We start from the raw sequence: 18,829 nt of genomic DNA on the forward strand, positions 1-18,829 counted from the left end.
GCAAGCCGCATCGGCGGGCGATGCCTGTGGCATGCTCGCGGCGTTGCCACGAGGGAGCCGTGCATGCCTGCTGCCCGTTTTCTTCTGCTGCGCGGCTGGGTGCTGTTGACCGCGCTGGTCGCGGCAGCATCGCTGCTGCTGCAGTTTGCCCTGCTGATGCGCGGCATCGGCGCCAGCCTGGGACCCGGCGTGGCGAGCCTGCGCTTCTTCAGCTACTTCACCATCCTCAGCAATCTGGCCGTGTGCCTGGGCTGCCTCTGGCTCTGCAGCGGCCGCGCACTGCGACCTACGGTAGCCGCCACCCTGGCACTGTGCATCGGCGTCACCGGCCTGATCTATCTGCTGGCGCTGCAGGGGCTGTGGCAGCCAACTGGCCTGCAATGGTGGGCCGATGCCGGCTTGCACTACGTGGTGCCGCTGCTGTATCTGGCCGGTTGGGCGGGGCTGCTGCCACATGGTGGCCTGCGCTGGCGTGCGTTGGGTGTGGTGCTGCTGGTGCCGCTGGCCTACCTGGGCTGGGCGATGCTCACGGCCTCGTGGCTGGGCAGCGCACCGTATCCGTTCCTGGAAGTACAGCGGATCGGTTCGCGTGCATTCGGCCTCAGCGTGCTGCGCGTCGGCGGGGTGTTCGTGCTGGGCTGGACACTGCTGTGGGCAGTGGACCGCTGGCGCCGTCGATGACCCGCTGCAGTGCCATCGCCGCCGCCGGATTGCGCACCTTGCCGGCGCCGATGCACAGCAGGTAGACCTCGCGCGGCGCGGCCGGGGACGGTGCGGCCAGGCAGGGCAGGTCGTCCACCGCCTCACCCCGGGCCCAGCACCGCGCGCGCGTGGCCCAGCGCTGCTGCATCGGCTGGGGAAGACCTTCGGCCAGTCGGGCCTGGCTGCGTTTGATCCGTGCATAGACGAAGCCCGCGGTGATGTCGCCATGCAGTGGCGATTCGTCGCTGTCTTCGATCACCAGGGCCACGCCATGCCGGCGCGCCGCTTCCACCAGTTCCGGCCCATGGACGCTGGCGTTGCGCACCTCCAACGCATGCTGCAACCCCGTGCCATCCAGCTGCCTGGGCAGCTGTGCCATGAAGGCATCCAGTGCCGCGGCATCGGCCGGGTGCTGCGGGTCGAACTGCCAGAGCAACGGGCCCAGCCGGTCGCCCAGCGCGACGGCCGCCTGCAGGAACGCGCTGGCCGCCTCGATCGTGGACGACAGGTCGCGACGCTGCACCAGATGACGCGGGGCCTTCATCGAGAACCGGAAACCTTCCGGCGTCTGCGCTGCCCACTGCGCGCACTGGGCCGCTGTCGGGGTGCGGTAGAAGGTGCCGTTGATCTCGATGCAGCGCAACGCACGACTGGCATAGGCCAGCTCTTCGCGCTGGATCAGCCCTGGCGGATAGAAGGCGCCACCACGCCATTGCGGGAACACCCAGCCGCCGATACCGCAGCGGACCGGCGCCGCAGACGCTTGCCGTGCCGTCATTGCGTGTGTTCCGCCCGCCACGGATCGTAACTGCCGAACCACCACAGGTAGCCTTCCGGGTCGGCGCAGGCATAGCCACGTCCACCGTAGGCCTGGTCGGCAATGTCGATGACGATGCGCGCACCGGCAGCCGTGGCCCGGGCATAGTGGGCGTCGACATCGGTGACGATCACGCAGGGACTCTGGGTCTGCCGGCCGCCGACTTCATCGGGCATCACCGCCAGCTTGGCCCATTCGCCGCTGTTGCTGGCAGATCCGAGCATGATCATGCCCTGGCCGAATACCAGCTGCGCGTGATGCACCGTATCGCCGTCGGCATAAACGGCCTGCGCGTGGAAACCGAACGCGCGCTGCAGCCAGTCGATGGCCGCCAGCGCATCGCGGTAACGCAGGCACGGAATGATGGTGGAGCCGTTGCTGCTCTGGCCGTTCGCACCCATGACACCCCTCCTATGGCACAGGGCAGGCTGCACCCGTGGCCGTTACCATCGCGCGAAACCCCGGTGACGGCCTGCACATGGCCGCTACCCCTGTTCGGAGATGGTGCTGGATGAAAACCTGGATCGGAGGAGCCGTGCTGCTTGCGTGCACGACCATGGCCAATGCGGCGACCCCGCAGCAGCTGCAGGACCTGGATGCGACCGTGGAGCGCGTGCGCGCGCAGTTCGACGTGCCCGGTATCGCCGTGGCCGTGGTCAAGGACGGGCAGGTGGTGCTGGAACGCGGCTGGGGCGTGCGTGAGCTGGGCAAGCCGGCGCCGGTCGAGGCCGATACCCTGTTCGCCATCGCCTCCAACACCAAGGCCTTCACTGCCACCTCGCTGAACCTGCTGGCCGAGGACGGCAAGCTGAAGATGGACGACAAGGTGATCGACCACCTGCCATCGTTCCGCATGTCCGATCCGTTCGTGACCGGGCAGATGACGATCCGAGACCTGCTTTCCCACCGCAGTGGCCTGAGCCTGGGCGCAGGCGACCTGCTGTTCTGGCCGACCACCTCCTACAGCAATGCCGAAGTCGTACAGCGCCTCGGCCAGGTGCCGCTGAAGGGCGGTTTCCGCGAGCGCTATGCCTACGACAACATCCTGTATGCAGTCGCCCAGCAGGTGATCGAGCACGTCTCGGGCATGAGCTACCAGCAGTTCCTGCAGACACGCATCTTCGACAAGGTCGGCATGGCCGGCACGCGCTACAACGCCGATCACCTCAAGGCCGGCGACAATGCTGCGGTCGGCCACGCCAAGTACGATTTCAAGGACCTGCGCACCGTTGCACCGTTGACCTGGTCGAACAATGCCGGTGCCGGTGGCATCTATTCCAGTGCCCACGACATGGCGCGCTGGATGCAGGTGCAGCTGGCCGAAGGCAAGCTGGCCGATGGCACTGCGCTGTTCACCGCCAAGAGCCAGCAGCAGATGTGGCAGATGATCACGCCGCAGACGATCCCGGCGCCGAGCGTGCCGGAGCTGGCACCGGCGCGGGCCAACTTCGCCGGCTATGGCGAGGGCTGGAGCCTGAGCGACTATCGCGGGCAGAAGCTGGTCTGGCACACCGGTGGCTGGCCGGGCATGGTTTCGCGGCTGACCCTGGTGCCGGGCGAGAAGCTGGGCGTGGTGGTGCTGACCAACCAGGAAGTGGGTGCGGCCTTCAATGCGATCACGCTGAGCGTGCTCGATGCCTACCTTGGCGGTGAAAAGCACGACTGGGTGGATGCCTATGCCAAGGGCGTGGCCAAGGGCCAGGACAAGGCCGACGAATCGTGGGCCAAGCACCAGGCCGAGCGTGACAAGGGCAGCAGGCCGTCGTTGCCGCTGGCCGGGTATGCGGCCACCTACCGCGACCGCTGGTATGGCGACATGGTGGTGACGGCGGAAGGCAAGGGCCTGCGCCTGCGCTTTGCGAAGACCGCACAGCTGAGCGGCCGCCTGGAGCACTGGCAGCACGACACCTTCATCGTGCGCTGGGACGACCGCTCGCTCAATGCCGATGCGTTCGTCAATTTCAGCCTGGACCCGGACGGAAAAGTGCGCGAGGTGCGCATGCAGCCGATCTCGGACCTGACCGATTTCAGCTTTGATTTCCAGGACCTGCTGTTCACGCCGGTGAAATGACGCCGCCGGGCGCGGCGCTACCGTTTGGCCGAGCGGACGGGTAGCGCCGGACCACGTCCGGCGAGCGCGTAGCGCGGTTGCAGGCGATCCGCCGGGCATGGCCCGGCGCTACCCGGAACCGGTGGTGATCGTCGGCCGGCGTACACACGCGGCGTGGGATACTCCGCCGGCTATCGATGGCGAGGGAATGCGATGTTCCGTTGGTTTGAATCCCTGATTCCGGTGTTTCCGCCCATTGACGGGCGCATGCCGCCGCGCACCGTGGTGCCGTTCTACCTGCACTACCTGCGGCCGGTGTGGCCGGTGCTGCTGGCCACCCTGGTCGCCGGCCTGCTGCTGGCGCTGGTGGAAGTGGCGATGTTCGATTTCCTCGGTCGCATCGTCGACATGGTTGCCGAGCAGCCCGGCGCGGACTTCTTCCAGCGCCATGCCGATACCCTCGGCTGGATGCTGTTCATCACCGTCATCGCGCGCCCGATCCTGGTCGGCCTGCACAACCTGCTGGTCAACCAGGCCATCGTGCCGGGGCTGAGCAATCGATCGCGCTGGCTGATGCACAACTACGTGGTGCGGCAGAGCCTGAGCTTCTTCCAGAACGACTTCGCCGGCAGCATGGCCAACCGGGTGATGCAGACCGGTACCTCGCTGCGCGAGTCGGCGGTGCAGATGGTCGATTCGCTGTGGTACATCGTGGTCTATACCGGCACCGCGCTGTACCTGTTCGCGCAGGCCGACTGGCGGTTGATGGTGCCGCTGATCCTGTGGCTGCTGGCCTACGTGGTGATCATGATCTACTTCGTGCCGCGCGCGAAGGAACGGGCCTGGATCGCCTCGGAGGCGCGCTCCAAGGCGATGGGACGCATCGTCGATGGCTACACCAACATTCCCACGCTGAAGCTGTTCGCCCATGGCGGCCGCGAGCAGGCCTACGTTGCCGATTCGATCCAGGAGCTGGCGGTCAAGCACCGCGCGCAGACCCGGATCACCACCGGCATGGACCTGACCATCGCCATCGTCAATGGTTTCCTCATCGCCGGCACCTGTGGCCTGGCACTGTGGCTGTGGAACGGCGGACACATCACCGTCGGCGCGATCACCCTGGCAACCGGCCTGGTGATCCGCATCCACAACATGTCCGGCTGGATCATGTGGACCATCAACGGCATCTTCGAAGACATCGGTACCGTGCAGGATGGCATCACCACCATCGCCCAGCCGCTGACCGTGCAGGACCGCGAGGATGCGGTGCCGCTGCAGGTGACTCGTGGCGGTGTGCACTTCCAGGATGTCCATTTCCACTACGGCAAGAAGGGCGGCGTGATCGCCGGCCTGGACCTGGTGGTGAAGCCGGGCGAGAAGATCGGACTGGTCGGCCCCTCCGGTGCCGGCAAGTCGACGCTGGTGAACGTACTGCTGCGGCTGTACGACCTGGAAAGCGGGCGCATCCTGATCGATGATCAGGACATCGCCTACGTCACCCAGGAAAGCCTGCGCCAGCAGATCGGCGTGGTCACCCAGGACACCTCGCTGCTGCACCGTTCGATTCGCGACAACCTGCTGTACGGCCGTCCCGATGCGACCGACGCGCAGCTGCGCGCGGCCGTGGCCAAGGCGCGCGCGGAGGCCTTCATCGACACGCTGGTCGACGGGGAAGGGCGTCGTGGCTACGACGCACACGTCGGCGAGCGCGGGGTGAAGCTGTCCGGTGGCCAGCGCCAGCGCATCGCCATTGCCCGTGTGCTGCTGAAGGACGCCCCGATCCTGGTGCTGGACGAGGCGACCTCGGCACTGGACTCGGAAGTGGAAGCGGCCATCCAGGACAACCTGGACGAGCTGATGGGCGGCAAGACGGTGATCGCGATCGCCCATCGCCTGTCGACCATCGCGCGCATGGACCGGCTGGTGGTGATGGACCAGGGCCGCATCGTCGAGACCGGTAGCCATGCCGAGCTGATCGAGGCCGGTGGACTGTACGCGCGGTTGTGGGCACGGCAGACCGGTGGTTTTGTAGCCGCGGAGCAATGACCAACACCGCACGGTGGATGCGCAACAGTAGATCCACGCCATGCGTGGATGCTGTGCCACACGGATAAAGAAACGGCCCGGGTTTCCCCGGGCCGTTCCCATTCAACTCACACCCGATCCCTCACTCGATCGGCTGGTCCAGCATCAGCTGGCGTGCGAAGCGCACCGGCGGTGCGCCGTAGGACAGCATCTGGTCGTGGTAGGCCTTCAGGTTGAACTTGTCACCCAGCTTGTCCTGCATCGCCTTGCGGGTGTCGAAGTGTTCCTGCGCACCGACGAAGTAGGTCGGCAGCTGAGCCGAGGTCAGCTGCGCACGCACCCACTTGCCCGAGGCTTCGCTTTCCTGCTGGAAGGCGTCGTGGGTCATCAGGTGCATCGCCTTCTCGCGATCCCAGTTGTCCACGTGCACACCCTGGTCGAGGATCGCGTTGGAAATCGTGCGCAGGTAGAACTTCAGCTGCACCAGGTGGAACAGCGGGTCGTTGTTGAGGTACCCCTGCTCCTGCATCATGCGCTCGGTGTAGACCGCCCAGCCTTCGGCGAACAGGCCCGAGCGCAGCACCGCGCGCAGGGTGGAGGGGAACTTGGCCGAATGCCAGCCTTCCAGATAGTGTCCCGGGGTGCCCTCGTGGATGCTGAGCAGGTGGATCATGCGCGAGTTGTATTCGCGCAGGAACGAATCAACCTGCTTGTCGTTCCAGTCGTCCGGAATCGGCGAAACCGCGTAGAAGGTCTTCAGGTTCTTGTCCAGCGGGCCCGGCGAATCGCAATAGGCCACGGCCACGCCACGCTGGAATTCCGGCATCAGGATGATGTCCACCGGCGCGTCGGGCAGGGTCATCAGGTCGTGCTCGCGGACGAACGCAGTGGACTGCTCCAGTGCGGCCTTGGCGTCGTCGACCACCTTGTCGCGCGCCGGCTTGTCAGCGTAGGCCAGCTCCAGCGCGGCCTCGATCGCCTTCTGCTGCTGTTCGTCGGTCGGCTGCGCCGGCATTTCCGGTGCGCCCGGCTTGTCCTTCAGCACGGTCTGCGCGATGCCGTACATGTCCTCGCGCACGCGCTTGAGTTCGGCGCGTGCACGCTCACCGATCTCCTGCCGCGACAGCGAGGAATTCAGCGCGAACTTGAGCTTCTGGTCGTACTTTTCCGCACCGATGCGGAAGTCGCCCTTGGCGTTCGGCACCAGGGTCTTGTCCAGCCAGGTCTGCTGTTCGTCCACGGCCTTCTTCAGGCCGTTGATGGCGGCCTGCAGGCGCTGCTGGTCGGCCTGCGGCAGCTCGCCGATGTGCGGGGTGATGAAGGTATCGACGATGCTGAGGATGCCCTTGTTCTGCTTGGCCACCGTCTCGGCATGGATCTTCGGCACGCGTGCCGGATCCAGGTTTTCGCGGGCCTGGGCGAAGATCGCCGGCAGTTTCTCCATGCGCGCGGTGGCGGCCTTCAGGCGCTCGGGCAACGGCGCGAACTCGCGTGCCATCAGGCCGTAGATCGCGCTGCCGGCAACGCCGTTGTACAGCTGCGGATCCCACTTGCCGGACTGCATGACCTCGGCATTCCAGATTTCCGACTGCAGCTGGTTGCGCAGGATCGCTGCATCCACCTGGTTTTCGCGGCCCAGCTTGGCCACCTCGATCTTGTCCAGCTCGCCCAGCAGGCCCTTGTAGGCGTCCACGGTCTTCTGCTGGCCAGCCGCGCTCAGGTCGTCGATCTCGCTGTCATAGCGGTGGTCGCCGATCTGGGTGGCGCTGACCGGGGACAGCTGCATCCAGGTATCCAGGGCACGCTTGGACAGGTCGGCGAAGGCGGCGTCGACCGCCGCATCTCCGGCCTGTTGGCTGGCGGCCGGGGTGGAACCGTTGGTCGGGGCATCGGCCGGCTGGCAACCGGCGAGGGCGGCGACGAGGGCGAGGGCAAGAAGATGCGGGCGCATCGGCATTCCTGTACGGGGTCAATCCTCGAGCATAGGCCCCCGGGGCTGCTTTGTCCCCGTGCCATAGGATTACCATGGGCGCATACAAGGACTCTCCAGCGGAGCGCGGGACATGGAATACCAGGGAAGCTGCCATTGCGGCAGGATCGCATTCACCGTGCAGGCCGACGCCCCCATCAAGGACGTCATCGACTGCAACTGCTCGATGTGCCGCCGCCGCGGCAGCCTGCTCTGGTTCGCCCCGCGCGAGGCGTTCCAGCTGGGCACCGATATCGCCGACGTGGCGACCTACCAGTTCAACACCCATAACATCGATCACCATCACTGCCGCGAGTGCGGCACCGCGCCGTACAGCGAGGCGGTGGATCCGCGCAGCGGCCTGCCGATGGTGGCGATCAACGTGCGCTGCCTGCCACAGGTGGAGCTGGGTGGGCTGTCGATCACCGCGTTCGACGGAGCCTCGCGATGACGGCGGGGCGCGCGTGGACGCGCGTGATGATCGTGCCGGCATTGCTGCTGGCGCTGGCGGCCTGTGCCAAGAACGGTGAGCGAGCGCAGGAGGCCGGCGCAGTCGCTGCCGATGCCGATGCCGCTGTCGCTTCGCCGGAAGGCGCTTTCCTGGCCTACGAGCACGATGTGCAGGTGCAGCTGGAAGCAGCGCAGATCGCCCCGCGCATCCAGCAGGTCGCACAGGCGTGCCAGAACGCGAAGTTCGGTGAGTGCGCGGTGCTGCAGGTGGATCAGCGCAGTGGCGAACAGCCCAGTGGCGAAGTCAAGGTACGCATCGCGCCGAAGGGCGTGGAATCGCTGATCGGCCTGGCCGGCGAGGGCGGCAAGCTGCAGGCGCGCAACACGCGTGCCGAGGACCTGGCCCAGCAGGTGGCCGACACCGCGCTGACCAAGGCTCGGCTGGAGAAGGAGCACGCGCGGCTGCTGTCCTACCAGGACCGCGGCGATCTGAAGATCGAGGATCTGATGGCGATCACCACGCGCCTGTCGGAGATCGAGGCGGGGGTGGAGCAGGCCACCAAGGATGCCGCCCAGCAGCGCAGGCGCATCGATACCCAGCTGGTGACGATGCATTTCGACACCACCTCGGGCCAGCGCAGCCGCAGCGAGATCGGCGAAGCGTTGAGCGAGTCGGGCAGCATCCTCAGCACCAGCGTGGCATTCCTGATCCGTGCTGCGGCGGCATTGCTGCCGGTGGGTCTGGTGGCGCTGGTGATGGCCTGGATCGTCCGTGCGCTGATCCGTCGCCGACGCCGCAAGCCCTGATCGAACCGCGCCGCGTATTCGCCGGGCATGGCCCGGCGCTACTGGCACAGACGGCGCATGGCCGGCGTTACCGTGGTGCCTCGAGCATCGGGTAGCGCCGGGCCATGCCCGGCGGACGCTCAGCCTTCGTCGGTCTCGTATTCGACGAACACATCCAGTTCCAGCGCCAGTTCCTGCACCGCATCGCGTACTTTCTGCGCGGTGCTCTCGTTGCCTACTTCCACTTCCAGTTCGTGGGTGCCCGGGCCGATGTCGTCGGACAGGCCGGCCGAGCTGGAATCATCGTCATCCATGTGCGGCATCAGGTCGTCGGTCTCTTCGACGTGTTCGATGCCTTCCAGGCCGAGCAGCAGGTCGCTGATCGCGCGGGCATCATCTTCGGTTCCGGTAATTCTCAGTCGCAGCAGGGCCATGGCGGAAGCACGTTGTGGGGTTCGCCTGCAGCCTAGCCAGCGCTGGGCAAAGATCGGGTGAGGGCGCAGTCAGCCGGGTGTGCTCGGGCGGCCCAGCAGGCTGTCCGGCAACGCCGGCACCGGCGTGCGCTCATCCGCTGCCTGGCCCAGCAGCCAGTCGATGAACAGTCGTGCGGCGGGGCTGGGCGGCCGCCCTTCGGCATGCACCACGTAATAAGCATAGCGTGCCTTCAGTGCAGGGCCAGGCAGGCGTACCAGCTCATAGCGCTGCAGGTACGGCTGGGCGACGTGGGTGCGCGCCAGCACCGCGCCCATGCCGTACACCGCCGCGCGCATCGCATCGGTACTGTCGGCAAAGGTGTGCATTGCCGGCAGCGGTGACGGCGGACGCACGCCGGCATGGCGGAACCAATCGCGCCAGCCTTGTGGTGACAGATCGCTCAGCAGCGGCAGCTCGGCGATGCGTGCCGGGTCCTGCAGTGCTTCGACTCCCGGCAGCGCCGGGGACGCGACGGGAAACAGGTTGTCGTCCATCAGGTGCTGCGCGTGCAGTCCGGGCCATTGGCCCAGTCCGTAGCGGATGCCGACCTCCGGGCCGTTCTCGTCGTAACGGTCCAGGCCACTGCCGGTGTGCAGCTCGATGCGGATGTGTGGATGGGCCTGGGTGAAACGCGGTAGCCGTGGCAGCAGCCAGCAGTACGACAGCGAGCGCAGCGTCGCGATCCGCAGCGGCACGCTGTCCGCGTCCGGCTGCAGATGGTGGGCGACGGCAGCGACATCGGTGAACGCCGCGCTGGCGGCGTCGGCCAACTGCCGGCCTTCGGCGGTCAGGCGTACCCCGCGTGCATGGCGCAGGAACAGGCGCGTGGCCAGCACCTCTTCCAGGCGTCGCACATGGTGGCTGACCGCGCTGGCGGTCAGATGCAGTTCCTGCGCGGCCTGGGCGAAGTTCTGATGGCGCGCAGCGACCGCGAAAACGGCCAGGGCGGGAAGCAGGGAAGGGCGTAGCAGCATGTCCAGCCTCAAACCATATTTGTGGCTGGCAGCGATACTACGCGCTTGTGCAGCGGGCGTCTGCGGCTGATCCTGTGTGGCCGGAACAGCGCCACGATGACGAACGGACAGAGCACATGAATGCGATACCCCAAGCGACCGAGCGTGATTGGCGCACACCGCTGGAATTGACCCTGCTCGGCGCGATCTGGGGCTGCTCGTTCCTGTTCATGCGGGTGGCGGTGCCTTCATTCGGGCCGTTCGCCCTGGTCGAGGTACGGCTGGTGCTGGGCGCACTGGTGTTGCTGCCGTTCCTGTGGCGCGCACGCGCGCAGTTCCCACCGCGCCGCTGGTTGTGGTTGGCGCCGATCGGCCTGGTCAATTCGGCGTTGCCGTTCGTGCTGTTCGCGTACGCCGCAGAGCGTGCGCCGGCTGCGATCGGTGCGATCTGCAATGCGATGACGGTGCTGTTTGCCGCACTGATCGCCTTCCTGTTCTTCGGCGAGAAGATCGGGGTGCGCCGTGCCGGCGCGCTGCTGGTGGGTTTTGCCGGCGTGGTGGTGCTGGCCACGGCCAAGATCTCGGGGCTGAGCATCGGCACGGCCGTACTTGCCGGTGCCGCCGCCTCGCTGCTGTACGGCTTGGGCGTGAACCTGGTGAAGCGGCACATGACCGGTCTGCCCTCGGCTGCGGCCGCCGCTGCCACGTTGTCGTGCGCCTCATTGTGGTTGTTGCCGATGGCGCTCACGCATCTGCCGCAGGGTCCGATTCCGGGCAAGGCATGGGGCGCGGCGATCGCGCTGGGCGTGGTCTGCACCGGATTCGCCTTCCTGATGTTCTATCGCCTGATCGGCCGCATCGGCCCGTCGCGCGCGTCAACGGTGACCTACCTGGTTCCGCTGTTCGGCGCTGCGTTCGCCTGGCTGTTCCTGGGCGAGCCGGTGACGCTGCAGATGCTGATTGCGGGTGCGTTGATTCTCGGTAGCGTGGCGGTGAGTCAGAAGGGCTGAGGGCGCCGACGCAGCGTCGTCCGACACACTGGTAGTGCCGGGCGCTGCCCGGCAGCCTTTTCCCGCGCCTGCGGGGAGGCGTCACTTTCTTTGCTCGTGCAAAGAAAGTAACCAAAGAAACACGCCGCCAGGTCGCGAGCCGGTGCTGCGCACCGGTGCCCTGCGCTCCTCGGCCCGTCGAGGGGCGGCGCGCAGAAGTCAGCCGACTAACAGTCGGCTCTACAGGACATCGGCGCCTCTTTGCCCTCGCCGGACCTGCGGTGCTCGGCTCGCTCAAGGCGGACTGGAAGGTCAAGACCAACAGCAAGAGCATCCACGCATGGCGTGGATCTACTGGGTGCAGCTGCGGCCTTTGATCTGGGTCCGCCTTGAGCGAGCCGAGCATCGCAGGGGACCGACGTGCGAAGCACGGCGGCTCGCGACCGGCGGAGCGTTTCTTTTGGTTACTTTTCTTTGCGTACAAAGAAAAGTAACGCCCATGAACAATGAAGCACCTTCAGCACGCGTCACGCGAGGAAAGCATCACCGCACCGGCACCGGAATATTGCACAGGTCGATATGCCCGGCCGGGCGCTTGTAGAAATCATCCACGCGGTTGCGCCGCGCTTCGACGGTATCGGCGAAGGTCTTCGAGTCGGTGCGCAGCACCTGGATCGGCGTGCGCTCAGCCGCGGGTATGTCGCTGACGCGACGGATCGACACGATCGGTGTGCGCAGCTTCGGGTCGGCGTAGAAGCCCATCGGTGCCGGTCCGCGCGGGATCGCGCTGAGCAGTTCCATGCCCTTCAGCACGCGGCCGACCAGGGTGATGTTGCGGTCCAGCTGGCGCGGCGATTGGCCAGTCACCACGTAGAGTTCTGCACCGATGCTGCTGTCTTCCTCGTTGCTGCGGCCCGCACCCAGCATGCCGTAGCAGTGCGCCAGCCAGGCCTTGCCGGCCTGCGGGTCCTGGCCGACCGGGAAGCCGTCGACGAAGCCGGTCTGTGCTGCCCATCCATCGCGGTCGGGTAGCACGCTCACCTTCAGGCCGGCGCTGGCACGCTCGAACTCGGCCGGCAGCTTGCGCTGCGCGCTGCCGAACGGCTTGGCCTTGGCGGCATCGTCGGCGTCGGCATCGCCGAACTGCACCACGAAGTTGTCCTGCGAACGGTAGATGCTGGTGCCGTCCCAGAAGTGTTCGTGGGCGAAGGTCTGGATGTTGGCGACATGGCGCGGGGCGAACTGCGGCGCCAGCTCGATGATCACCCGCCCGGCCGGCAGATCCATGTACAGCAGGTTGGCCGGGTCCGGCGTGCGCCAGTCGCTGGCCGCGGAGGCATCGAGGATCTGCTGCGGGCTGCGGTAGGGCGTGGCTGCGCTGGCCATTGCGGGCAGCAGGCAGGCCAGGGCAAGGGCGGTCAGGGCAAGGCGTCGACGGTGCGGCATGGGATCCCCGGAACATGAACGAGGTCTCGATTCTGCGCGAGAGTGCGTGCCTGCGCCACGGTCGCGTGCTGGCCGTGTCCATGTACGTGCGGCACGATGGTCATTCTCCTTAATGGAAGCAGATGATGTTGATACCGCATCCGGAGGCCCCCGAAGCAGCACTGAGCGCCAGAATCGACCAGATCCTGAAGGCGTTCGTCGATGAAGGGGGGAATCGTGTGCATTGGTTGCAGACGTTGTCGCCACGTGGGCTGTTCGATCTTGATGAGCGTCGGCGCAGTTGGTGGGCTGCCAACGATGATGGCCTGCTCGCCTGCCTGAAAGCCTGTGCAGCGGCGCCGGTTACTGTGCAGACGGCGGCACTGTTCCTTGCGGGCTCGGATGGCAATGGCCGCACACGTGAGGCCGCGTTGCAGATGATGCGCTCGGTGCCCAGCCATTTGACGTTGTCCTGTGCCTTGCTCCGCTGCAATGACTGGGTGGCCGAAGTGCGTGCGGCGGCGCAGGATTGCGTGATGTCCCTGCTCGGGCAGTGCGCGGTGCAGCACGTACTGGCGGCCTGGCCGGTCGCCGTGCGCCTGCGCCATTCCCAGCGCGTTGACCGGGCGTGGCTCGAGGGCACCCTGTTCGCCTGGTTGTCATCGCCCTCCAGCCGCATAGTGCTTGAAGGACTGCTGGGCCATCCCGACGCACGCACCCGGCTGATGGCCTACGCCGTCGCCCTGCACAGTCATCCGGATCGGGCAGCGTTGCGCGTGCGCGCGATTCTGGACAGTGATCCCCACATCTCGCACCTGGCACTTGCCGATCTTCTGCACCACGGTGAGCCTGCGGATGTCGAGGCGAAGTGCGCGCTGGCATTGTCCGCGCCTGCGAGCGGGGTACGTAGTGCCGCGTTGCGTGCGCTGGTCGAGCGCGAGGTGGCCGGCTTGGATGCGCACATCGAAACCGCGGCATTCGACCGTTCGAGAGGCGTGCGCCGGTTGGCGATGTGGCTGCTCCAGCAGCGGCAGGCCACGCCGGCCATCGCGTTGTGGCGAGACGAGCTCAAGCACCGTCGACGCGCGCGATGGCGCGAAGCATTGGAAGCGCTGGCCGATCACGCCGAGGCAGAGGATATGCCTGCATTGCGCGCCTTGTTGCCCCAGGTATCGGCGCGCCATCAGCGCAACTGCCTGCGCGGCTGGGTGCGGGCCGAGGGCGGTGCCCGTCTGGCATTGCTGCGCGAGGCACTGGAAAAGCCGGGGCGGACCGTGAATGCGTTGCTGGCCAGCGCCACCGTGCTATGGGCGGCAGAGCTGGACCCGCCGCGCCTGCTCGCCTTCTGCCACGACGGTCCTTCGCCGGTGGCACAGGCTGGCCTGCTCGGGCAGCTGACCCGGCTGCCCTTGTGGCAACACCTCGACCTGCTGCTGGATGCGGTACCGCAGCGCGAGGATGAACGTGCCTGGCACCTGCGGCTCGTGCATGGCTGGCTTCGGGTGAGCGGGCAGTACTCGCCGCTCGGGGCCGCCCGTCGGCAGGCGCTGCTCAGCCGGCTTGAAGAGGGCAGGCACGCTTTGCCGCAGAACGTTGCGGCCCAAGTGCGGGCGGCCGTCCATCATGCCTGAAGGCCCCTTTCCGCACGGCAGGATGACTAACGACACATTCGCTATACCGAACTTCGCACTACTGTGGACTTCAACGTAGTGGAGTGCCGGTCATGTCCGAGGACGATGTCCACCTGAAGAAGTTCCAGAAGGAGCTCAGCGCCGGCACCGTGTCGCTGGCCCTGCTCGCAGTGCTGGCCCGCGCCGGTGAGCCGCTGTACGGCTACCTGATCGCCAAGGAGCTGGAACGGGTGGGCGAGGGCGTGCTCAGTGGCAAGCAGAGCGCGCTGTACCCGGTGCTGCGCAACCTGGAGGGCGCCGGCCTGCTGGAGAGCCATGTGGAGCCGTCCAGCAGCGGGCCGCCGCGCCGCTACTACCGCATCAACGCGCGTGGCCGGGAGGTGCTGCAGCAATGGCGCCAGGCCTGGCGCGACACCCGTGATTCCGTCGATTCCGTGTTGGAGGGGGTACCGCAATGAACGACCTGGACCTGGCAGGCAACCGTCTGCCCAGCACCATCCCGCAGTACCTGGCGCAGCTGCGTGCCGCGCTGGACGGTGCCGATCCGGCGATGGTGCAGGACGCCCTGTACGACGCCGAGGAATACCTGCGCTCTGAGCTGGCGGCGCAACCCGGCCGCAGCGAAGCCGAGGTCATCGCCGATGTCGCCGGCAGCTACGGTGCACCGGACGAGGTGGCGGAGATCTATCGCGAAACCGAGCTCACGGTGAACCGCGCGCTGCGCACGCCGCGGGCTGACACGGGCCCGGTGCTGCGTGCAGCGGCCGAGGCCAGCGGTGCTGCACCGGCGGCACAGCCCGCAGCGCCCGTGCAACGCTCGCTGCTGGCGCGTTTCTTCGGCGTAGTGACGGACCCGCACACCTACGGCGCGCTGTTCTACATGCTGTTGTCGCTGGCCACCGGCATCTTCTTCTTCACCTGGGTGGTCACCGGTCTGTCGCTGTCGCTGGGCCTGCTGATCCTGATCATCGGCGTCCCGCTGACGGTGCTGTTCTTCGGCTCCGTGCGTGGACTGGCGTTGCTGGAAGGGCGGCTGGTGGAAGCGCTGCTGGGCGAGCGCATGCCGCGCCGGCCGCAGTACACCGACCGCAGCCGCAGCTGGCTGCAGCGTATCGGCGACATGTTCACCGATGGCCGCACCTGGCTGACCCTGCTGTACTTCGTGCTGATGCTGCCGCTGGGCATCATCTACTTCACCATCGCGGTGACCCTGCTGTCGCTGTCGCTGGGCTTGATCTGGGCACCGGTGGCGGCGATCTTCAGCGGCGACATCCCCGGCATCTACATCAACGACGTGAACGTGCTGCCGATGGCAGCCTCGCCGCTGGTGGCGATCGTGGTAGCAGCGATGGGTGTGTTGCTGCTGCTGCTGACGATGCACCTGGCACGCGGCATCGGCAAGCTGCACGGCATGCTGGCCAAGAACCTGCTGGTGCGCTTGTAAGGCAGCGATCTGTTCTCTGGTGGGTGCCGACCTCGGTCGGCACTTCGCCATGGTAGGTGCCAACCTTGGTTGGCACGAACCATCAGGTGTCAGTGCGCTTGAAAGAGCGCCAACCAAGGTTGGCATCTACCAAAAGCGCCAACCAAGGTTGGCATCCACCAGGGGCGTGCTACCCCGCCTTGCGGCGCAGCGGGGTGACGTTGCTCTTCTTCTTCGTGGCCTTCGCTGCCGGGGCTTCGGCATGCGCGGCGAAGAAGTCACGCACCTTCGGGTACACCACCTCGCGCCAGCGGCGGCCGCTGAAGATGCCGTAATGGCCTGCACCATCCACGATGAAGTGTTCACGGCGTTCGGCCGGTATACCGCTGCACAGTGCCTGCGCCGCTTCGGTCTGGCCGAGGCCGGCGATATCGTCCAGCTCGCCTTCGATGCTCAGCAGCGCGGTATCGCGGATTGCCGACGGGTCGACCTTTTCGCCGTTGACCACCCACTCGCCACGCGGCAGCAGGAAGTCCTGGAACACCACGGAGATGGTGTCCAGGTAGTACTTGGCCGGCATGTCCAGCACCGCGTTGTACTCGTCGTAGAAGCGACGGTGCGCGTCGGCATCTTCCAGGTCGCCCTTCACCAGGTCGGTGTAGAAATCCCAGTGCGAGCTGAAGTGGCGGCTGGGATTCATCGACAGGAAGCCGGCGTGCTGCAGGAAACCGGGATACACGCGGCGGCCGGCACCGGGATAGCTGGCCGGTACGGTGTGGATGACGTTGTTCTCGAACCACGACAACGGGTTCTGCGTGGCCAGGTTGTTGACCGCGGTCGGGCTGCAGCGCGCGTCGATCGGGCCACCCATCATCACCAGCGTGCGCGGCGTCGGTTCGCCGCGGCTGGCCATCAATGAAACCGCGGCCAGCACCGGTACGGTCGGCTGGCAGACACTCACCACGTGCAGGCGCTCCACGCCAAGATGGCGGATGAACTCCTGGATGTAGGCGATGTAGTCGTCCAGCCCGAACTCACCCTCGCTGCCGGGCACCATGCGCGCGTCCACCCAGTCGGTCACGTACACGCGGTGGTCGCGCAGCAGCGTGCGCACGGTATCGCGCAGCAGCGTGGCGTGATGGCCCGACAACGGCGCCACCACCAGCACGAACGGCTGGTTGAGCATGGTGTGCAGCTGGTCGGCTTCATTGCTGTGGCGCTTGAAGCGCAGCAGCTTGCAGAACGGCTTGCTGAGTTCCTCGTGCACCACGATCGGCACGCGCTCGCCCTCGACCTCGATTTCGTTGATGCCCCATTCGGGCTTCTCGTAATCCTTGCCGATGCGATGGAACAGCTCATTGACCGCCGCCAGACGATCAGCGCCGGGCATCTGCGACCACCAGTGCCCCTGGTTGGCGAAGAACTTGGCGTTGGCCTGGGCCTGGTGCACCCAGGGGGCGAGCAGGTTGCGGGTCAGTTCGTGCAGTTGATAGAGCATGCCGACCGAATATGTATGGTCTTATGTTGCCGCGCAGCATAGCGCATCCGACTGTCCCGGACGTTAAGCAGACTCACTGCCCGTATTCAGCGGGCCGCCTGTTCCAGCGCAGTCGCTTCAGTGGCCAGCGCTGGCCCCAGCCAGAGGTGGGAGCCGACTGCCTGCAGGCCTTGCCGGGTCAGCTCGCGCCGGTACCAACGGGCCGGGCGCGACTGGAAGCCGTCATGGTCGCCCTCGAATTCATCTTCGGCGGCAAAGGTCTCCAGGAAGGCCACCCCTGCGGTCAGTTCGGCCAGCCCGGCCAGGCCCGCGCGCAGTTCGCGGTTGGGCACGTAATGCATCACGTCCGAACAGACCAGCAGGTCGACCGGGGCGCAGGGGCGCAGCCAAGCGAAATCGCCGAAGCTGGCCAGGTGCAGGTTGCGGGTCCGGCCGTAGCGGCGCACAGCGTACTCGCTGCTGTCGAAACCGAGGTATTCGACCTTCGGACGCAGTTTCAGCAGCGGTGCGCGCCACGCACCTTCGCCGCAGCCGATATCCAGCACGCTGCGGATCGGTCGTTCCAGGTAGTACTCGGCCGTCGCCACGGCGAGGGCGACCTTGCGCGCCAGGCGCGCGCTGCCGCCGATGTCGGCGTGCCGGTACCAGCGCTGGAAGTAGGCGGCGTCGTAGGTCTTGTCCATGGCGGTCCGGTGCAGTCGTGAAATCGGCGCCTATCGTACGGCGTTGCAGCACGTCATGCGTCGATGTGTCGCGGCGGTTGCACGTGAGGTGGCCTCGTCAGCGCATGCGAGAATGGCGGACATCCACGCCAGCCGCCGGAGCGAGCGCATGCAGAGCTATTACTGGGTCAAGACCTTCCACATCGTGTTCGTGGTGGCATGGATGGCCACGGTGTTCTACCTGCCGCGCATCCTGGTGAACCTGTCCGAGACCGCGGGGCAGCCGGCGGTGGTCGAGCGCCTGCAGCTGATGGGCATGCGCCTGTATCGCTTCGGCCATTCGATGTTCGGCCTGGCGTTCGTGCTCGGCCTGGTGCTGTGGCTGGGCTACAAGGTGATTCCGGATTTCCCGACCATGGTCGCCCCGGGTGGCGCGGGATGGCTGCACGCCAAGCTGGGCCTGGTGGTGGTGCTGCTGGCGTACTTCATCTGGATCGGGCGGCTGCTGAAAGGCGTGGCCAAGGGCAGGGCGCTGCCGTCGTCGCGCGCGCTGCGCTGGATCAACGAGATCCCGCTGCTGGCCTTCATCCCGATCGTCTGGCTGGTGCTGGCCAAGCCGTTCTGAGATCTGGAGCTCTCGAACATGTCACTTTCTTGCTCGTGCAAGAAAGTAACCAAAGAACACGTCGCCAGGTCGCGAGCCGGTGCTACGCACCGGTGCCCTGTGCTTCTCGGTGAATCAGGGGACGGCGCCGAACTCGCTGCGCTCAGACATCGGCGCCTCTACGCCCCTGATTCCCCTGCGATGCTCGGCTCGCTAAAAGGCGGACCCAACGTCAAACGCCACACCTGCACCCAGTAGATCCACGCCATGCGTGGATGCTTTTCGCTCTGCTTTCCCAATCCGCCTTCAAGCGAGCCGAGCACCGGAGGTCCGGCAAGGGCGTAGAGGCGCGGATGTTTGAGCGTAGCGAG

General features: G+C 66.5%; 18 protein-coding genes. 10 read left to right on the plus strand and 8 right to left on the minus strand.

The window, feature by feature from the left end:
• The first annotated feature begins 63 nt into the window (after window positions 1-63).
• Entirely contained in the window at window positions 64-681 is a 618-nt protein-coding gene (locus CLM74_RS07085; RefSeq protein ID WP_033830700.1) for a Pr6Pr family membrane protein, read from the plus strand.
• On the opposite strand, the gene CLM74_RS07090 is transcribed toward CLM74_RS07085, so the two are convergent.
• A complete protein-coding gene (locus tag CLM74_RS07090; RefSeq protein WP_105163756.1) occupies window positions 602-1,480 on the minus strand; it encodes a DUF72 domain-containing protein in 879 nt (292 codons plus the stop codon). The two genes, CLM74_RS07085 and CLM74_RS07090, sit on opposite strands and share 80 nt — an antisense overlap.
• Window positions 1,477-1,920, minus strand: coding sequence for a VOC family protein (locus CLM74_RS07095; RefSeq protein WP_059063572.1), 444 nt, complete (start codon window positions 1,918-1,920; stop codon window positions 1,477-1,479). Before CLM74_RS07095 ends, CLM74_RS07090 begins: the two co-directional genes overlap by 4 nt.
• Window positions 1,921-2,030: 110 nt before the next feature.
• Between CLM74_RS07095 and CLM74_RS07100 the strand changes: the two genes are divergently transcribed.
• Window positions 2,031-3,590: a serine hydrolase gene (locus CLM74_RS07100; RefSeq protein ID WP_105163757.1), complete on the plus strand. Its 1,560-nt coding sequence runs from the start codon at window positions 2,031-2,033 to the stop codon at window positions 3,588-3,590.
• Between the two features lie 192 nt (window positions 3,591-3,782).
• Window positions 3,783-5,615 (plus strand): multidrug efflux ABC transporter SmrA, encoded by a 1,833-nt coding sequence (smrA, locus tag CLM74_RS07105; RefSeq protein ID WP_025877703.1) that lies wholly within the window; start codon window positions 3,783-3,785, stop codon window positions 5,613-5,615.
• Between the two features lie 121 nt (window positions 5,616-5,736).
• Here the strand turns inward: smrA and CLM74_RS07110 are convergent, their stop codons facing one another.
• Entirely contained in the window at window positions 5,737-7,545 is a 1,809-nt protein-coding gene (locus tag CLM74_RS07110; RefSeq protein WP_100436018.1) for a DUF885 domain-containing protein, read from the minus strand.
• Between the two features lie 112 nt (window positions 7,546-7,657).
• Between CLM74_RS07110 and CLM74_RS07115 the strand changes: the two genes are divergently transcribed.
• Window positions 7,658-8,014, plus strand: coding sequence for a GFA family protein (locus CLM74_RS07115; protein WP_025877700.1), 357 nt, complete (start codon window positions 7,658-7,660; stop codon window positions 8,012-8,014).
• Entirely contained in the window at window positions 8,011-8,820 is an 810-nt protein-coding gene (locus CLM74_RS07120) for a DUF4349 domain-containing protein (RefSeq protein WP_105163758.1), read from the plus strand. The genes CLM74_RS07115 and CLM74_RS07120 overlap by 4 nt, the downstream gene beginning before the upstream one ends.
• A 119-nt stretch (window positions 8,821-8,939) precedes the next feature.
• Here CLM74_RS07120 and CLM74_RS07125 read toward each other — a convergent pair whose 3' ends face one another.
• Both CLM74_RS07125 and CLM74_RS07130 read right to left on the minus strand, forming a co-directional pair.
• The gene (locus CLM74_RS07125) at window positions 8,940-9,233 is read right to left on the minus strand and encodes a hypothetical protein (protein ID WP_025877698.1); all 294 of its coding nucleotides are present in this window, start codon (window positions 9,231-9,233) and stop codon (window positions 8,940-8,942) included.
• A 69-nt stretch (window positions 9,234-9,302) separates the two neighbouring features.
• Window positions 9,303-10,247: a LysR substrate-binding domain-containing protein gene (locus CLM74_RS07130; protein ID WP_025877697.1), complete on the minus strand. Its 945-nt coding sequence runs from the start codon at window positions 10,245-10,247 to the stop codon at window positions 9,303-9,305.
• A 116-nt stretch (window positions 10,248-10,363) separates the two neighbouring features.
• Between CLM74_RS07130 and CLM74_RS07135 the strand changes: the two genes are divergently transcribed.
• The gene (locus CLM74_RS07135) at window positions 10,364-11,236 is read left to right on the plus strand and encodes a DMT family transporter (protein WP_025877696.1); all 873 of its coding nucleotides are present in this window, start codon (window positions 10,364-10,366) and stop codon (window positions 11,234-11,236) included.
• 522 nt (window positions 11,237-11,758) lie between these two features.
• On the opposite strand, the gene CLM74_RS07140 is transcribed toward CLM74_RS07135, so the two are convergent.
• Window positions 11,759-12,661: a peptidylprolyl isomerase gene (locus CLM74_RS07140; RefSeq protein WP_033830705.1), complete on the minus strand. Its 903-nt coding sequence runs from the start codon at window positions 12,659-12,661 to the stop codon at window positions 11,759-11,761.
• A gap of 410 nt (window positions 12,662-13,071) precedes the next feature.
• Between CLM74_RS07140 and CLM74_RS07145 the strand changes: the two genes are divergently transcribed.
• The 3 genes from CLM74_RS07145 (at window position 13,072) to CLM74_RS07155 (ending at window position 15,715) form a co-directional block, all read left to right on the plus strand.
• Complete coding sequence (locus CLM74_RS07145; protein ID WP_158684120.1) at window positions 13,072-14,271, plus strand: hypothetical protein; 1,200 nt, start codon at window positions 13,072-13,074, stop codon at window positions 14,269-14,271.
• Window positions 14,272-14,363: 92 nt separating this feature from the next.
• On the plus strand, window positions 14,364-14,729 hold the full coding sequence (locus CLM74_RS07150; RefSeq protein WP_032975774.1) for a PadR family transcriptional regulator: 366 nt from the start codon (window positions 14,364-14,366) through the stop codon (window positions 14,727-14,729).
• A complete protein-coding gene (locus CLM74_RS07155) occupies window positions 14,726-15,715 on the plus strand; it encodes a sensor domain-containing protein (RefSeq protein ID WP_105163759.1) in 990 nt (329 codons plus the stop codon). The genes CLM74_RS07150 and CLM74_RS07155 overlap by 4 nt, the downstream gene beginning before the upstream one ends.
• Window positions 15,716-15,884: 169 nt before the next feature.
• On the opposite strand, the gene phaZ is transcribed toward CLM74_RS07155, so the two are convergent.
• Together phaZ and CLM74_RS07165 are read right to left on the minus strand one after the other, a co-directional pair.
• A complete protein-coding gene (gene phaZ / locus CLM74_RS07160) occupies window positions 15,885-17,192 on the minus strand; it encodes a polyhydroxyalkanoate depolymerase (protein WP_025877691.1) in 1,308 nt (435 codons plus the stop codon).
• 86 nt (window positions 17,193-17,278) lie between these two features.
• Window positions 17,279-17,875 (minus strand): class I SAM-dependent methyltransferase, encoded by a 597-nt coding sequence (locus tag CLM74_RS07165; protein ID WP_105163760.1) that lies wholly within the window; start codon window positions 17,873-17,875, stop codon window positions 17,279-17,281.
• A gap of 148 nt (window positions 17,876-18,023) precedes the next feature.
• Here CLM74_RS07165 and CLM74_RS07170 point away from each other — a divergent pair, with 148 nt between their 5' ends.
• Window positions 18,024-18,479, plus strand: a complete 456-nt coding sequence (locus CLM74_RS07170; protein WP_025877688.1) for a CopD family protein — start codon at window positions 18,024-18,026, stop codon at window positions 18,477-18,479.
• Window positions 18,480-18,829: the final 350 nt, after the last annotated feature.

This window comes from Stenotrophomonas sp. MYb57, assembly GCF_002966815.1.
Taxonomy (GTDB): Bacteria; Pseudomonadota; Gammaproteobacteria; order Xanthomonadales; family Xanthomonadaceae; genus Stenotrophomonas; species Stenotrophomonas indicatrix.

What these genes read in the sequence shown, in the direction of transcription:
- CLM74_RS07085 (WP_033830700.1), top strand. Translation starts at nt 64, where the DNA reads ATGCCTGCTGCCCGTTTTCTTCTGCTGCGCGGCTGGGTGCTGTTGACC.
- CLM74_RS07090 (WP_105163756.1), bottom strand. Translation starts at nt 1,480, where the DNA reads ATGACGGCACGGCAAGCGTCTGCGGCGCCGGTCCGCTGCGGTATCGGC.
- CLM74_RS07095 (WP_059063572.1), bottom strand. Translation starts at nt 1,920, where the DNA reads ATGGGTGCGAACGGCCAGAGCAGCAACGGCTCCACCATCATTCCGTGC.
- CLM74_RS07100 (WP_105163757.1), top strand. Translation starts at nt 2,031, where the DNA reads ATGAAAACCTGGATCGGAGGAGCCGTGCTGCTTGCGTGCACGACCATG.
- smrA (WP_025877703.1), top strand. Translation starts at nt 3,783, where the DNA reads ATGTTCCGTTGGTTTGAATCCCTGATTCCGGTGTTTCCGCCCATTGAC.
- CLM74_RS07110 (WP_100436018.1), bottom strand. Translation starts at nt 7,545, where the DNA reads ATGCGCCCGCATCTTCTTGCCCTCGCCCTCGTCGCCGCCCTCGCCGGT.
- CLM74_RS07115 (WP_025877700.1), top strand. Translation starts at nt 7,658, where the DNA reads ATGGAATACCAGGGAAGCTGCCATTGCGGCAGGATCGCATTCACCGTG.
- CLM74_RS07120 (WP_105163758.1), top strand. Translation starts at nt 8,011, where the DNA reads ATGACGGCGGGGCGCGCGTGGACGCGCGTGATGATCGTGCCGGCATTG.
- CLM74_RS07125 (WP_025877698.1), bottom strand. Translation starts at nt 9,233, where the DNA reads ATGGCCCTGCTGCGACTGAGAATTACCGGAACCGAAGATGATGCCCGC.
- CLM74_RS07130 (WP_025877697.1), bottom strand. Translation starts at nt 10,247, where the DNA reads ATGCTGCTACGCCCTTCCCTGCTTCCCGCCCTGGCCGTTTTCGCGGTC.
- CLM74_RS07135 (WP_025877696.1), top strand. Translation starts at nt 10,364, where the DNA reads ATGAATGCGATACCCCAAGCGACCGAGCGTGATTGGCGCACACCGCTG.
- CLM74_RS07140 (WP_033830705.1), bottom strand. Translation starts at nt 12,661, where the DNA reads ATGCCGCACCGTCGACGCCTTGCCCTGACCGCCCTTGCCCTGGCCTGC.
- CLM74_RS07150 (WP_032975774.1), top strand. Translation starts at nt 14,364, where the DNA reads ATGTCCGAGGACGATGTCCACCTGAAGAAGTTCCAGAAGGAGCTCAGC.
- CLM74_RS07155 (WP_105163759.1), top strand. Translation starts at nt 14,726, where the DNA reads ATGAACGACCTGGACCTGGCAGGCAACCGTCTGCCCAGCACCATCCCG.
- phaZ (WP_025877691.1), bottom strand. Translation starts at nt 17,192, where the DNA reads ATGCTCTATCAACTGCACGAACTGACCCGCAACCTGCTCGCCCCCTGG.
- CLM74_RS07165 (WP_105163760.1), bottom strand. Translation starts at nt 17,875, where the DNA reads ATGGACAAGACCTACGACGCCGCCTACTTCCAGCGCTGGTACCGGCAC.
- CLM74_RS07170 (WP_025877688.1), top strand. Translation starts at nt 18,024, where the DNA reads ATGCAGAGCTATTACTGGGTCAAGACCTTCCACATCGTGTTCGTGGTG.